This is a genomic window from Pseudovibrio sp. Ad5 (assembly GCF_001623095.1).
Lineage (GTDB): Bacteria > Pseudomonadota > Alphaproteobacteria > Rhizobiales > Stappiaceae > Pseudovibrio.
Map to the genome: position 1 here is coordinate 351,945 of NZ_LMCH01000063.1, position 14,582 is coordinate 366,526.

Below are 14,582 nucleotides of genomic sequence, written 5' to 3' on the forward strand. Positions count from 1 at the left end.
GTTACGTGGAGAGCAGCAAGTGCAATCCGTTGCTATCTTTGAACAAAGTGCAAGATTTCTGAACCGAATTATGGAAGGTTTGACTTACATTTTTACTCAGGCCACACCAAGGCGTTTTCGGATGCTGGCTTCGAGTTGGGTTAGTGCGTCGTAGATCAGGACTGCGAACAGGCCGACTATGAGGCCGCCTTGTAAGACGTAGGAGGTGTTGTTGGTCAGCAGGCCTGCGATGATGACTTCGCCAAGCGTGCGGGCGGCGACGGTGGAGCCGATTGTTGCTGTGCCGATGGCAATGACGACAGAGAGGCGAACACCTGTCAGGATCAAAGGAAGCGCCAGTGGAAGTTCGACTTGAAGCAAACGTTGCCGGCGGCTGAGCCCTATTCCCCGGGCTGCTTCCATGGTTGCAGGTGGCAAGGTTGAAAGACCAGTCATTGTGTTTTCGAAGATTGGCAAGATGCCGTACAAAAACAGCGCAACAAGCGTTGGTCCGGCTCCAAAACCCAGCATCGGAACTGCCAAAGCCAGAACGGCCACAGGTGGAAACGTTTGTCCCATGTTCGCAATGGTTCGTGACAGCGGCAAAAATGCCTTCCCTTGTGGGCGAGTGACGAGGATCGCCAGTAACACTGCAACAACGATTGCGGCGACTGAGGCTAAGGCAACGATACCCAGATGGCTCAGAGAAAGCGACAACAACGAGGTACGATCGTAGATCACGGCGGCACCGGGCGGTGTGAAGGGTTCAAACATGGGTGCAAACCACTCAGGCCGAAGGACAAGAGCGAGCAGCAGCGAAACAACGATCATCCTCAGGAAATTAGCCCGGCTCATGTGTCCCCTCGGCTCTGGAGCGGATCGCTTCCAGTGTTACACGGCCAATAGGGTTACCGTTGCGTTCTACAGGCACAGCATTTCGCCCGCTCCAAAGGCAAACAGAAAGAGCCTCTCGCAGGTTGGACTTCTCGTCGATTGGCTCCCCTTCAGCAGCTCCCTCTTCAAGTATCTGGGAGACCGAAAGCAGCGATAGCAGGCGAAGCGGTCGATCGACACCGCCAACCATTTCTGCAACGAACTCTGTGGCAGGGTTGGTGATGATCTCTGCTGGCGTGCCGTGCTGAACCAACTGTCCCTGATCCATCACCGCTACTTGATCACCAAGCTGTATGGCTTCCTCCATATCATGCGTGACGAGAAGGATTGTGGAGCCGAGTGTTCGTTGAATCCGGTGCAAGTCTGTCTGCGCGCGCGTTCGAATGATGGGGTCCAGTGCCCCGAAGGGTTCATCCATGAGCAACAGGTCGGGCCGTGATGCCAAAGCTCGTGCCACGCCTACCCGTTGTTGCTGACCGCCTGAGAGCTCAGCAGGATAGCGATCGCGAAACTCATCTGGCGGCATGGAGAATAGGTCCAACAGCTCATTCACACGCGTATGGATCTTGTCCTTGTCCCAACCGAGTAGCCGCGGCACGGCGCCGATGTTTCTGGCAACTGTGTGATGCGGGAAGAGACCATGGCCCTGAATTGCATACCCAATGCGGCGGCGCAGGGCGTTCTTCGGTAATCCTGCAGTTGGTTCACCATTGATCCGAACTTGGCCAGACGTGGGCTCGACAAGCCGGTTGACCATACGCAGTAATGTACTTTTTCCAGAGCCGGATGTGCCGACAATTGCGGTGATTGTTGCGCTCTCAATCGTCATAGATACGGAATCGACAGCAGGCCGCCCGTCGTAAACCTTGGTTATGTTGTCGATCTCAATCATCCGTGCCTCATCTGATTAGGGCGGGCCAGTTCGACCAGAATATCCATTGTAATTGCTGAGATAAGAGCAAGAATGACTGTTGGCAGGGCTCCAAGCAGGATCAAGTCTGTTGCGGTCTGATTGAGGCCTTGAAAGACAAAGGTTCCAAAACCACCACCGCCAATCAATCCGGCGATTACCGCAAGGCCAATATTCTGCACCAGAACAATCCGCAGCCCAGCCAGCATAACCGGAAGCCCCAGTGGCAATTGAATCTGTATGAGGCGTTGATGGCGGGTCATTCCCATACCGCGTGCTGCATCCAGTGTCACGATTGGAGTGGCTTCCAGACCGGCCACAGTGTTTGCCACCACCGGCAACAGGGAATAGATAACCAGTGCCAGAAATGCGGGCAAAAAGCCGATACCGACGACGCCCAGTTCCTTGGCACCGGGGATAGTGCTGCTGACCCAGGCAAGAAGTGGGATCATGATGCCGAACATGGCAAGTGAGGGGATTGTTTGCAGAAAGCTGAGCACAGGCAGGACAGCGCTACGCAACCCTTCGTTCCGGTGGCAATACACGCCAAGAGGGAAACCTATAGCAGCGGCTACAACAAGCGAGCCAAAAGCAAGGCCGAGGTGCCGCCACGCTGCATTGAAGAAGGCATCTTGTTTGCTGGCGTATTCTCTGAAGATTGACAGATCGGTCAAGGCTCCTGACCACAAGACCAACGCCGACACCACAATCGCTAGTACCAACAAGGCGCCGCGCATTTTGGGGCCAGGAGAAAGAGAGGACAGAGCATCCGCCGCCAGCAGTAACAGGATTGCGAGCAAACACCAGAAACCACTGCCCAGGGATACTCTGGCATAAGTTCCAGCGCCTTCAAGAAGTGAGGTGCTGCCCTCCATCAACAGCCAAATTAACGCTGCTATTCCGATCATTGCACCCGTCAAACGCAAACCTTGCCAAGCCGCTGGCAAACCAAGGACAAGTCCAGCCAGCAAGCCAGCAAAGCCGGGAATGACGGCTTCTGGTCCGGCCACGTCCCACACAGGGATACCCTCACCCGCGACAATACGATTGGCGGCAAGCGTCATAAAAGGGGCGTATAAGGCAACCAGACCCAGGCTTACAAACAAAAGACCGGGTCCGGAGACGACTGATTTAATCCTGCCAGGCATAACGCGCGCAGTTAGTCCAAAACACCGATCTTGGTCAGATAGTCTTTTGCAACCGCAGCTGCTGGTTCGCCGCCAACCTGAATGCGACCGTTGAGCTCCTGTAGTGTCGCCAGATCCAGACCTGCAAAGATCGGGTTCAAGACTGATGCAACTTCTGGATACTGTTTTAACACAGCAGCTCGGATAACCGGAGCTGGCTCGTAGACTGGCTGTACGCCCTTATCATCCGTCATAACAACAAGGCCTGTTGCAGCTACTCCGCCATCTGTGCCGTATGCCATAGCTGCGTTGACGCCAGATGTGCCACGAGCTGCGGCCTGAATTGTCGCGGCTGTGTCTCCGCCAGAAAGCACGACGGTCTGATCTGGAGACAGCTTAAAGCCATAGGTTTCCTGCATTGCAGGAAGAACGGCGGGAGAAGAAACAAACTCCGTAGAGGCCGCCAGCTTGACATCGCCTCCGTTTGCAACCCAGGCGCCGAAGTCAGACATAGTGGCAAGTTTGTTCTGGGAGGCCAATGCGCCTGTTACAGCGATGGCCCAGGTGTTGTTGGCTGGCGCAGGCTGAAGCCATACCAGCCCGTTCTTCTCACCATCCAGCTCAGCTGCGCGGGCGTATCCGGCTTTGGCGTCTTTCCAGACTTCGCTGTCCGCCTCATTGTGGAAGTAGGCTGCATTTCCCGTATATTCAGGATAGATGTCGATTTGCTCTGCAAGCTGTGCTTCGCGAACCACCTGAGTGCCGCCAAGCTGCAGACGGCGTTCTACTGGCAAACCAGCATCTTCCAACGCAAGTGCAATAACGTTTCCGAGGAGACCACCTTCAGTATCAATTTTGGAAGAAACAACAATTTCAGCATGAGCTGCAACTGTTAAGGCTCCGGTCATGCCGATCGCAGCAAGAATTCGATTAAATGTCATGCGAAGTATGCTCCTCAAAGCTCTCTATTTTTCAGCACTGCATTGTGAAATTTCTATTATGGGAAGAATGTGGCATCCCTAAAAGGGCTATTGTCCTAAACTTGGGCGTTTAGCACGGAATCGATTTCGCCAAATCTGTCGAATATCATCTGAGATTTTCCCTCACTCGACTTCCCCTTCAGCCTCGAACACTCTTGTAAAAACCATAAGTAATCCAGAGTTGTACCAAAGGCACCGCTCATATAGGTCGCCGCCTGTTTCTTCGCAACCCGCCTCTGGTCTCCAAACGGAACTTTATCCAGCGTTCATTCCGTCCCCTAATTCTCAAGAATATGCTCAGAGAAGTTCTGGCTGCAAGGTTTTGTTGAAATACGGTGTCTCGAGACGATGTGGGATTGGCATATGCTTCAAAAAGAAAGTTAATGTCCTAGCAAAAGATAATTTGATTGAATAAAAGCCCGCGACTAAGTCTTTTTGATGAGTATTGATAAAATTAATAATAAGTTTAGTTGTTTGAGTGTAAGTGTTTTATGTTATATATATCGTGTGAAGTTAGTGTGTTTATAGTCATAAATTTTAAATTTGCATTTAGTGTAGCGTTGTTGGGTGGAGAGTTACTTAGCTGTGAGCTAAGATATGCTTTTGGATGTTTGTGTTAACGAGAGTGAGGCCAGAGATTCACGATTGGATCAACGTTTGAACGCCATTATGGTGTTCTCAACTCGTTACATAACAGGAAAAGCATCAGTGAGTTCGTGTTTGCATGTTCATGAGTTAATTGCAGCGATATTAGACAATACTAAGTTGTACGCTCAGTATTGTCCATATGCACGCAAGCTAAGCTAGGTGTTGTAAGGTCTACGAAAGCGAAAACCTTACTTGCTAGTGGCTGAGAGATTGCGCCACGACAGGAAGTCCAATTGAGGTTATTTTCTAATGGTATGCCAATGCAACGACATTCAGTTCTTAGAGCGAGTCGAGTGCAGCTTGCGTGATTGAGAGCAACAACTCAAACCATTTATCCAAATGCGGTCACTTCTGCTTCCTGGGCTTGAGACCAATCCATTTTTTGTGTGACCCTAGTTAGTATGTGCTGACAGAAGCAAAAGTTGCGTCATTTTCTGCGCCATTCCCTAAATGACGCAGAGAATGAAATTACTGTATTTTACATCATTGGTGGTGAGAAACGTAGTGATAGGCATGACATGCCGCCGTCTAGTTTTGCTGCCTCGGTATTGCCAATTTTGCGGATGTTGTAGCCTTCTTTTACCAGAAGTTCTTCGGTTTTCGGGAAGCCATCCGGCATCAGCACAAGATCGTTAAATCTGATGGAGTTAGCGCAGGCTTCTTCACCTTCTGCGGTGTGCAGGACACGATAACCTTCAAAACAACCAGATGCATCCAAACGCTTCGTGGAAAGGATGGTTTCTTCATCAAGTAAGGAACAATCGGTTTTGAAGTGGAGAACACCATCTGGAGTTTGTAACTCACGAACCTTGTAGTTCCACGGGGCAACCATTTTGCGCAGTTCTTCGATCCCTGCCGTGTCGGTTCGTGCAGATGTGCCGATGAGAATTTCACGTTCGGTAGTGAGGATGTCCCCGCCATCGATAAACCCTTCGCCTTGAATAGTGAGCACTGTATCATACAGTTTTTCAAGGCTTGGGATCATAGCTGCAGCTTCTCCTAGACGGCTTGAAGCACCGGGGCGCATTGCGATAGCAACCTCTGGCAGGCAAAGCGCAGCATCTTCAACGAAGACAGAATCAGGAAATTCTTCCATTGCATCAAGCGTGATGATTGTCGCTCCGGTGGTTTTTAATGCGGCCACATAATCATCGTGATGCTTGAGGAAAACTTCGTGATCGGGTGCGCCAACATCCACCGCACGAAGGCCCCGTGTGATGGACTGACCCGGTGTGCGAGTGATCGCGTGGGTGAATGTATAAGAACGCTTAGTCAAGATTTTCTCCCTGTTTTGCGCCAATTTTAGACTGAATCAATATTAGTATTGACACCTAGTTTATGCGGATGCATAAATTTATTCAATCGTATAAATTGGGAGAGGCGCATTGCCGGGCCGCGATAAACAACCATCACCAGTCATTGAATTGAATGATCTGCATAAATCCTTTGGGCAGCTCGAAGTCCTGCGGGGAATTGATCTCATCGCCCGGCCAGGTGAAGTGATTTCGCTGATTGGGGGGAGTGGCTCAGGTAAATCGACTACTCTTCGTTGCCTCAACCTGCTTGAGACACCAAGCAGTGCTGGTTTACTCAAGTTGCTTGGCGAAGAAGTCCACTTAAAATTTGACAAGCAAGGAAACCCAGAAGTTTCCGATAGACGCCAGCTGCGCCGGTTACGCAGTCGCTTAGGGATGGTGTTTCAGAGCTTTAATCTGTGGCCGCATATGACACTTGAGCAAAATGTAATGGAAGCTCAGGTGCAGGTGCTGGGACGGCCCAAAAATGAAGCACGCGAAATTGCACATCACTTACTTGAGCGTGTTGGCCTCACTGAACGCCGTGAGATGTATCCCGCGTATCTGTCAGGTGGCCAGCAACAACGCGGCGCTATTGCACGTGCGTTGGCCGTCGATCCGGAGGTCATGCTCTTTGATGAACCAACATCCGCCCTTGATCCTGAGCTGGTGGGTGAAGTTTTGACTGTAATGCAAGGCCTCGCTGAGGAAGGCCGAACCATGATCATCGTCACGCACGAAATGAAGTTTGCTGCAGAAGTTGCCGATAAAGTGATTTTCCTCAATCAGGGGCAAATTGAAGAACAGGGAACACCTGAAGAGATCTTTCAGGCCCCAAAGTCCGAGCGTTTAAAGCAGTTTATTCAATCTATCAATTAATACTGGGAGGAAAAATGAAGATCAAATCTACTCTATTCGCGCTTGCTGTTGCTGGGTATGCAACAGCGGCAGCTGCAGAGCCTGTTCGCGTTGGCATCGCAACAGAGGCTTACCCGCCATTCTCCACGCCGGATGCAACCGGGAACTACACCGGTTGGGAGATTGATATCATCAATGCAGTTTGTGAAGAGGCCAAACTGGATTGTAAAATCGTTGCATCCGCGTGGGATAGTATCATTCCATCTTTAACTGCTGAATCTATTGATATTATTGGCGCATCTTTGAGCATCAATGAAGAACGCCTTAAGGTCATTGATTTCTCCAATAAGTATTATCAGACTGGCGCATCTATCGCGATTGGTAAAGGCAGTGGTGTTACCCCAACTCCTGAGGGGGTTTCAGGCAAAATCATCGGTGTACAGTCTGGGTCTATCCACCAAGCATACGCTTTAAAACATTTCCCAGATGCCAAGATCCGTGAATATCAAACTCAAGACGAAGCTAATCAAGACCTTTTTGCAGGTCGGATTGATGGCACCTTGGCCGATGTTTTAGTTCTCGACGAATTCCTGAAATCTTCTGAAGGTGAGATCTGCTGTAACGACGCTGGCTTGGTTGCAGCAGACGTTTCCATTCATGGCCAGGGAGTTGGTTTTGGTCTTCGCAAAGGCAATGACGAGCTGAGATCGCAGCTCAATGATGCCATTGATGCAATCCGCGCAAATGGCACCTACGATAAAATCACTGCCAACTACTTCAACTTCAATATCTTCGGCGAATAAGTATCGGATTGCCAGTAGAGGGGCCTCCCTCTGCTGGCTTGGGAGAACTGTATGGCAACTAACTATCGGGAAATGAGTGCTGCCGAACTGCTCTCTTTGGAACCTCCGGGTTGGGGGGGAGCTTTGTTGGATGGACTCGTCGTATCTTTGCAAGTTGCCTTGCTTGGGTATGCGATTGGTATCGTGATCGGTCTTGGGGGTGCAACACTGAAGCGGTCCGGTGGTCCAGTCGCTCGGGATCTCATGTCGGTTTACACTACCTTTGTTCGTGCCATCCCTGAGCTGGTCTTAATCTTGTTGGCCTACTTCGCACTACCTGAGTTGCTCAACAATGTGCTCTCAGTCGCTGGGTTTGGCAGGATCGAAATCAACGGTTTTGCTGCAGGTGTGCTTGTTATAGGGTTTGTTCAAGGCGCTTATGCAACCGAGGTTTTTCGTGGTGCCATAGCCTCTGTACCGGTTGGGCACATCGAAGCTGCGCACAGCTTTGGTATGCATCCGCTACGCATATTCCACCGAATTACAATTCCTGAAATGCTCCCTGCTGCTATTCCGGGCCTCTCAAATTTATGGCTGATCGCAACCAAAGATACTGCATTGCTAGCGGTTGTTGGTTTTACAGAATTGACCTTGGCAGCGCGTCAGGCATCCGGTGCAACAAAGCATTACTTCCTGTTCCTGCTCGCTGCTGGAGGGTTGTACCTGATGGTGACATTGGTCTCCACACAGCTTTTTAAATGGTTGGAAAATCGAGTGAGCCGGGGAACGCGTTATGCCTGAGCAAACTCTTATGAAGCCCCATCGCTTGATTATGGTTCTCCTCGCTGCAGTGCTTGTGTTGACCTTCGCATTTATGATGGATTGGGCTTGGCTGCCTAAATACAGTTCTGAGATTCTAGATGCACTTTGGATCACCATTGCGTTGCTGGTGAGCTCGATCTTTGCTGGCTTTTTGCTTGCTGTGCCGATTGGGCTTGTGCAAGTCACTGGACCTCGCCCGCTGGCTTGGCTCGCGATGAGCTTTTGCACGCTGATCCGCGGAACGCCAATCTTGTTGCAGATGTGGGTTCTCTATTACGGTCTGGGATCTTTATTCCCCTACTTGCCCGGATTACGACAAAGCTGGCTTTGGCCTTACTTGATTGAGGCGTGGCCTTATGCGTTTGTCGCTCTTACATTGTCGTTTGCAGGCTACGAAGGTGAAGTAATGCGAGGTGCTTTTAAGGGCGTTCCTCGCGGAGAGCTAGAAGCAGCGCATGCCATCGGAATGCATCCGTTTACAATTCTACGTCGCATCTGGTTGCCAAGGGCAGTTCAACGTGTACTACCAACCTTGGGTGGGGAACTTATCTTGCAACTCAAAGCGACGCCGTTGGTTGCAACCATTGCTGTTGTTGACGTTTATGCGATCTTTGGGCGTATTCGCCAAGAGACGTTCATCATCTATGAACCGCTGCTGATGCTCGCGCTGATCTACCTCATACTTGCCGGCGGTATTGCATTCGCATTCCGGCTTCTAGAAAACAAGCTTCCTGCAAGAGGGTGATAATGGAAAATGTGCTCAAACATGGATGACCACAACTAAATTCACCAAAGAAAAGTTGAAATCTAAGGATTTGGTGCCACGCCTCTTTACTAGGATAAGTTGAAAACAAGAGATCATTTTGATATCTTTGAACTTATTGCGGTTTCATATGAGCCAAGTTTTCATCAAGGCTTAGTCAGTCATGATAGATGCGTCTGATGGGTGCACGGCCTGGTAATAAATTTAACTTCACGGCCACTTGTCTGTTTCGCATGAATACAAGTTGCTGGTTTTTGCTCTTGGGTATGCTTACAGAAATGCAGGATAAATCTGGAAAAATCCGCCAGGAAAATACAGATACGAGGCGAGCTGATCTTATCGCCGCGACTTTGCGCGTTATTGCCCGTGGAGGTGTTCAGTCGGCCACCGTGCGAGAAATAGCAGCAGAGGCAAACGTCACTCAAGGGCTTATCAGGTACTACTTTGCAAAGAAAGACGAGCTCATTGCAGCTGCCTATGAAGCCTACATGGGCAATCTGGTCCACATTGCAGATGAAGCATCTCGTGGTGAAGAGACTGCCGCCGAGCGCATGTCCAACTTTATCAAGGTCTCTCTGGAAGCGCCAGTTACAAGCCATGACTCCATTGCTATATGGGCTGGCTTCTTCGAAACCTTACTTCACAACGAGGATATGACAGAAAGCCACGAACGAAGCTACAACCTGCTTCGCTTACACCTGAAAAAATTGATTTCTGATGTTTTGCTTGAAGCCGGCAGGATAGTGAGTGAACAAGAACTCAGACGCCTTAGCATAGCTGGAAATGCGATCCTGGACGGTTTATGGTTGGAAGGCGGTGCCTTACCTCACGTTTTTGAACAGGGCGAACTGGTGCAAGTCGGCCTGAAGTGCTTCAGTTCTTTGTTGCGGATCGATCTTCTGATGTCCTGAGATTGGATGCTTTTAGGATAATGCGTGTCTTAAAAGAAAATATATCGTTTGCTGTGGATGTGAAAAATCACATAAGTAATCGGCCAGTATTGCATTGGTTAGACCTTAAAATGCTATTGAGTTAGCCTCATAAGGAGCTGACAGGAGCGTGTTGTGATGTTCGCACTCAATCCTTCTTCGACCTTTAAACGATTAACAAAGCAGGGCGCCTGGCTGGTGACGGAAACAAGGAATATTACTTATTAAGGTTCCAGTCATTAAAATTTTCTCACGCTTTGTGCCATGACGTAAATATTCAGGCGCTATCCTACGTTACTCTAACGCTGAAGACGCCTTGTAGAGGGTATTTTTAGTACTTTCTATGTGGTTCCACATGGCGTTGTAGGCGCGTTTGGGGGCATGGGCTTCTATCGCATCTAGGATGAGTTGGTGCTCTTGATGCCAGCTGTTTAGGTCTTTAATGTCAATATGTGTGTGGAGATTCTGCCAGAGAGGGTTGGCAGTGCGATCATGCCACAGGATTTCTTCCAGCATCGCTAAAACAGAATTGGATGCGGATCTTGCCAAGGCAAGGTGGAACTCCTTGTCCCATTTAGAATCGCGGTATCGATCTTCGGCCAACGCATGTTGTTGGATTTTCTTGAGCTCTTCCATGTCTTGCTCTGTTGCATTGATGGCGGCAAGTTCGGCAATCATACACTCGTAGTTTTGGCGTGCTTCAAGGAGTTCAAAAGGACCGGTACTTTTAAGGTCGGATGAGATGCGTGAGAGAATACTGTCGAGCGGTTCCGGCTCACGCTCCATTGCCTTAGGCTGATCGCTTAGAATATGAATTCCTGAACCTTTTCGGACAGAGACAATTCCCTCAATTTCCAACATGATGATTGCTTCGCGGACAACAGTTCGACTGACACCCAACTCTTGGCAAATTGTTCGCTCAGGTGGCAGTTTGCCCCCGATTGCATATTCTTTATTGCTGATTCTATCTTTGAGTTGCTCGCCTATCATACGATACAGACGGTTATTTGCTTCAGTCATCAAAACTCCAGATCTGCAGCCATGTTAAGACATAATGCGATGGCTTTTGCATGTCTGACGTGGCGCAGAGATCTATCTCCATATACTCAATAGTCTGTGCTGTCTTATCAAAAGATAGCCTTCATCAACTTCAGCTTTCAATGTTTGGCGTGCTTTTCAGATCGAGCTTGCCGCAGTCAAATCGGCTGTGGGAGTTTAAGGCAGAACGCTCAAATGTTCAATTGGTATAATAAAAATCATTTTTATTCTGATTTCAAAGAAAGTCACTGAATTGGAAATTGAGCGGGAATGATGAACCTCTGCGACAAAATTCACTATATAATTATTTAACTATTTGATTTATATGCATATTATATATCATACCAAAATGCAAAAATGATTATTTTAACTCATTATCGTAGATTTTTATTTGTTGATATCGACTTATTGGTATAACAAATTAATCGGCGTCAAGCTCTATTGATGGAGTAGACGTATCGGGAGTTCAAATCAGTTAACTCGCATTGGAGGTTTTGGTAGGACCAATTATCACCGCAGATTTACTTTGCCTCGACCTATTACAGATCAATATTGCTAAGTATTTTTGGGAGAAAGTGGCTCTACTGAAGATTGGGATCATATGATTAATAAATATTCAAAACTCGCACTTGGCTTTGTTGTTGCGCTGCCTGCGGCACTTTCTTCTGTCTCAGCGCATGCCCTGGAGGCGGTGACACTGCGTCTGGCACATAACTTGGATCCGAGCCACGTTGTCGCCCAGACACTAGAAAAAATGGGCGAAGATATGAAAGAGCTGTCCGGTGGCAAGATGAAACTTCGCATTTATCCAGGAGGACAGATGGGGGGGCCACGTGAGACGCTTGAAATGCTTCAGCAAGGTGCGCTGGACATGACTAAGGGCTCTGCGAGTGAGATGGAATCTTTCGAGAGCGCCTTTTCTGTATTCAGCATGCCTTATCTCTTCCGTTCCAAAGAACATTTCAACCAAGTCCTTTTTGGAGATGTTGGACGTGAAATGATGCGGTTGCCAAAGGAAAAAGGTTTTCTTCCGATTGCCGGTTATGTGGCAGGTGAACGTAGTTTTTACGCAGGAAAGCCTATCCAGTCTCCTGAAGATATGAAGGGTATGAAAATCCGCGTAGTTTCAACTCCAACCACCAACAAAATGATTGAACTTCTGGGAGGCTCTCCTGCACCGATCTCTTTTGGTGAAGTGTACACTGCACTACAGCAGGGTGTGATCGATGGGGCAGAAAACAACGAACCGTCTTATTATCAAACCCGCCATGTGGAAGTTGCAAAACATTATTCTGAAGACCGGCACACCTCCGTTCCCGATTATCTTGTAATCGCGACGCAAACTTGGGATGCTCTTTCTGAAGAGCAGCGTGAAATCCTAATGAAGGTCGCTGAGATCTCTGAAAAATACGAGCAAGTCCTTTGGGACAAGGAAGTTCAGAACTCTCGTCAAAAAGCCGCAGAAGCAGGGGCAACCTTCTACAAAGTCGATAAAGCACCATTCCGAGCAGCTTTGCAGCCGCTTTACGACGACGCGAAGAAAGATCCTAAGAAGTATTCTTGGATCGAGCGTATTGAAGCAGTAGGCAAATAATTCCAAGCCTGATCGGAGGGATGCGGGGCACCCCTCCTTTCTCGGTAGCAGCACTTAAGTTGCTCTCTCTTTGTATCCGTTTTGGAGAGGCGTCATGCTTCCAAACAAACTCAAAAAGCTCATTGACCTGTTAATTGCCGCTTTTAGCGTATCGGTTATGGCGCTGTTAGTCGTTTGCGTCACCTGGCAAGTCGTGAGCCGCTATATACTTGGCCAACCAAGTACATTCACCGACGAAATAGCTCGGTTTGCTATGATTTGGGTTGGTTTGCTAGGTGGGGCATATTGTGTCGGTGCTCAACGCCATCTTGCAATTGATCTGTTCACTGGACATTTAACTGGTCGTAAGAAACTGCTTTTCACAGCCTACTCTAACTTTCTGGTAGGTGGTTTTGCCGCAGCCACTATGATTTTTGGCGGTTTGCGCCTCCTCTTAAAAGTGCAGGCAACTGGACAGCTTTCTCCAGCAATGTTGCTGCCGATGGAATACATCTATCTCGTACTACCACTCAGCGGAGGTGTGATAGTGATCTACTCTTTGCACTTTACGATTGAGGCTCTCCGGGGTCTGCTTGGTCTGGATAAGGTTAAGTCCTCTGTCAAACCGTCCTTTAAACTTGAACAGGATGGAGCTGCGTGATGGAGTGGTATGTCGCATTCGCCCTTTTGGGGTCTTTTTTCTTCCTAGTCTTCACTGGCGTTCCAATTGCTTTTTCTCTCGGCATATCAGCAATCATCGCAGGTGCAATGATGATGCCGATCGAGGTTATTCTGGCTGTCATCAGTCAGCGGATGGTCGCTGGTTTGGACAGCTTTGCGCTGCTTGCAATTCCGTTCTTCATCCTTGCTGGTGTTTTGATGAACAGCGGTGGTATCGCCATTCGCCTGATTAACTTCTCACAGATCCTTGTTGGTCGCATGCCAGGTTCTCTTGCCCATGTAAATGTGATGGCAAACATGCTTTTTGGATCGATTTCAGGCTCAGCAACGGCAGCCGCCGCCGCAGTGGGCGGCACTATGGCACCTTTGCAGAAGGAAGTTGGATATCATCCAGCTTACTCTGCAGCAGTGAATGTCACCTCCTGTATTACTGGTCTGCTCATCCCACCGTCGAACGTTCTCATCATCTACGCGCTCACAGCTGGTGGTGTATCTGTTGCAACCTTGTTCATGGCCGGTTATCTGCCTGGAGTTCTCATGGGCTTGAGCCTCATGATTGTTGGTAGCTTCATTGCAAAACGTCGGGGCTACCCAATAGCTGAGCGCCCATCTCTTAAGCAGGTTCTCAAAGTCACATGGGACGCCATTCCAAGCTTGTTACTTGTCATCATTGTGATGGGCGGTATTCTGGGTGGAGTGTTTACAGCAACGGAAGTCTCCGCAATTGCGGTTGTCTATGCGTTTTTTCTCTCTGTGATCGTATATCGAGAAATCAAGCTACATCAGCTACCAAAACTGATGTTGGATGCCGTGGTCACCACCTCCATCGTAATGGTACTTATTGCAATCTCCATCGGCATGTCCTGGGTGATGACGCGTGCTGACATTCCTTACATGATCACCGACGCACTGCTCACAATCTCTGACAACCCTGTTGTTATCCTGCTCATTATCAACGTGGTTTTGCTAGTTGTCGGGGTGTTCATGGACATGACACCAGCGGTTTTGATCTTTACACCAATCTTCCTACCTATCGCGAAGAGCCTTGGAATGGATCCTGTGCATTTCGGAATCATGTTGGTAGCAAACCTTTGTATCGGTTTATGCACTCCCCCAGTTGGTGCAGCGCTGTTCGTTGGCTGCTCTGTTTCAGACGTCAAGTTGCATGACATGATCCGGCCAATGCTGCCTTTCTTTGGAGCACTGCTGATAGCATTACTGGCAATCATCTACATCCCAGAGCTCTCGCTCTTCTTACCGAGCTTGTTTGGAATGCACTAATCAGCATGAAGGGTGGGCCATC

General features: G+C 49.0%; 14 protein-coding genes. 8 read left to right on the forward strand and 6 right to left on the reverse strand.

The annotated features are described in order from the left end of the window. Positions 1–96 precede the first annotated feature (96 nt). From PsAD5_RS21285 to PsAD5_RS21305, 5 genes are all read right to left on the reverse strand, one after another. Entirely contained in the window at positions 97–834 is a 738-nt protein-coding gene (locus tag PsAD5_RS21285) for an ABC transporter permease (RefSeq protein WP_063293566.1), read from the reverse strand. Further along, positions 821–1,765 carry an ABC transporter ATP-binding protein gene (locus PsAD5_RS21290; protein ID WP_063293567.1) on the reverse strand — a complete coding sequence of 315 codons (945 nt, stop codon included), beginning with the start codon at positions 1,763–1,765 and terminating at the stop codon, positions 821–823. Before PsAD5_RS21290 ends, PsAD5_RS21285 begins: the two co-directional genes overlap by 14 nt. Continuing rightward, positions 1,762–2,931, reverse strand: a complete 1,170-nt coding sequence (locus PsAD5_RS21295; protein WP_063293568.1) for an ABC transporter permease — start codon at positions 2,929–2,931, stop codon at positions 1,762–1,764. The genes PsAD5_RS21290 and PsAD5_RS21295 overlap by 4 nt, the downstream gene beginning before the upstream one ends. 11 nt (positions 2,932–2,942) lie before the next feature. Beyond that, entirely contained in the window at positions 2,943–3,851 is a 909-nt protein-coding gene (osmF, locus tag PsAD5_RS21300; protein WP_063293569.1) for a glycine betaine ABC transporter substrate-binding protein OsmF, read from the reverse strand. 1,165 nt (positions 3,852–5,016) lie between these two features. Continuing rightward, positions 5,017–5,814 carry a dimethylarginine dimethylaminohydrolase gene (locus tag PsAD5_RS21305; RefSeq protein ID WP_063293570.1) on the reverse strand — a complete coding sequence of 266 codons (798 nt, stop codon included), beginning with the start codon at positions 5,812–5,814 and terminating at the stop codon, positions 5,017–5,019. Positions 5,815–5,923: 109 nt separating this feature from the next. Between PsAD5_RS21305 and PsAD5_RS21310 the strand changes: the two genes are divergently transcribed. The 5 genes from PsAD5_RS21310 (at position 5,924) to PsAD5_RS21330 (ending at position 9,969) form a co-directional block, all read left to right on the forward strand. Further along, a complete protein-coding gene (locus PsAD5_RS21310; RefSeq protein ID WP_063293571.1) occupies positions 5,924–6,712 on the forward strand; it encodes an ABC transporter ATP-binding protein in 789 nt (262 codons plus the stop codon). Positions 6,713–6,726: 14 nt separating this feature from the next. Beyond that, positions 6,727–7,494 (forward strand): transporter substrate-binding domain-containing protein, encoded by a 768-nt coding sequence (locus tag PsAD5_RS21315; RefSeq protein WP_063293572.1) that lies wholly within the window; start codon positions 6,727–6,729, stop codon positions 7,492–7,494. Positions 7,495–7,545: 51 nt separating this feature from the next. Further along, a complete protein-coding gene (locus PsAD5_RS21320) occupies positions 7,546–8,274 on the forward strand; it encodes an ABC transporter permease (RefSeq protein WP_063289804.1) in 729 nt (242 codons plus the stop codon). Continuing rightward, positions 8,267–9,040 carry an ABC transporter permease gene (locus PsAD5_RS21325; RefSeq protein ID WP_063293573.1) on the forward strand — a complete coding sequence of 258 codons (774 nt, stop codon included), beginning with the start codon at positions 8,267–8,269 and terminating at the stop codon, positions 9,038–9,040. The genes PsAD5_RS21320 and PsAD5_RS21325 overlap by 8 nt, the downstream gene beginning before the upstream one ends. 197 nt (positions 9,041–9,237) lie before the next feature. Beyond that, positions 9,238–9,969, forward strand: a complete 732-nt coding sequence (locus PsAD5_RS21330; RefSeq protein ID WP_193778166.1) for a TetR/AcrR family transcriptional regulator — start codon at positions 9,238–9,240, stop codon at positions 9,967–9,969. A gap of 312 nt (positions 9,970–10,281) precedes the next feature. On the opposite strand, the gene PsAD5_RS21335 is transcribed toward PsAD5_RS21330, so the two are convergent. Beyond that, on the reverse strand, positions 10,282–11,007 hold the full coding sequence (locus PsAD5_RS21335) for a GntR family transcriptional regulator (RefSeq protein WP_063293575.1): 726 nt from the start codon (positions 11,005–11,007) through the stop codon (positions 10,282–10,284). A gap of 619 nt (positions 11,008–11,626) precedes the next feature. Here PsAD5_RS21335 and PsAD5_RS21340 point away from each other — a divergent pair. The 3 genes from PsAD5_RS21340 to PsAD5_RS21350 all read left to right on the forward strand — a co-directional run bounded on the left by PsAD5_RS21340 (position 11,627) and on the right by PsAD5_RS21350 (position 14,560). After that, complete coding sequence (locus tag PsAD5_RS21340) at positions 11,627–12,619, forward strand: TRAP transporter substrate-binding protein (RefSeq protein WP_063293576.1); 993 nt, start codon at positions 11,627–11,629, stop codon at positions 12,617–12,619. A 94-nt stretch (positions 12,620–12,713) separates the two neighbouring features. Further along, on the forward strand, positions 12,714–13,259 hold the full coding sequence (locus tag PsAD5_RS21345; RefSeq protein WP_063293577.1) for a TRAP transporter small permease: 546 nt from the start codon (positions 12,714–12,716) through the stop codon (positions 13,257–13,259). Beyond that, positions 13,259–14,560 (forward strand): TRAP transporter large permease, encoded by a 1,302-nt coding sequence (locus PsAD5_RS21350; protein ID WP_063293578.1) that lies wholly within the window; start codon positions 13,259–13,261, stop codon positions 14,558–14,560. Before PsAD5_RS21345 ends, PsAD5_RS21350 begins: the two co-directional genes overlap by 1 nt. Positions 14,561–14,582: the final 22 nt, after the last annotated feature.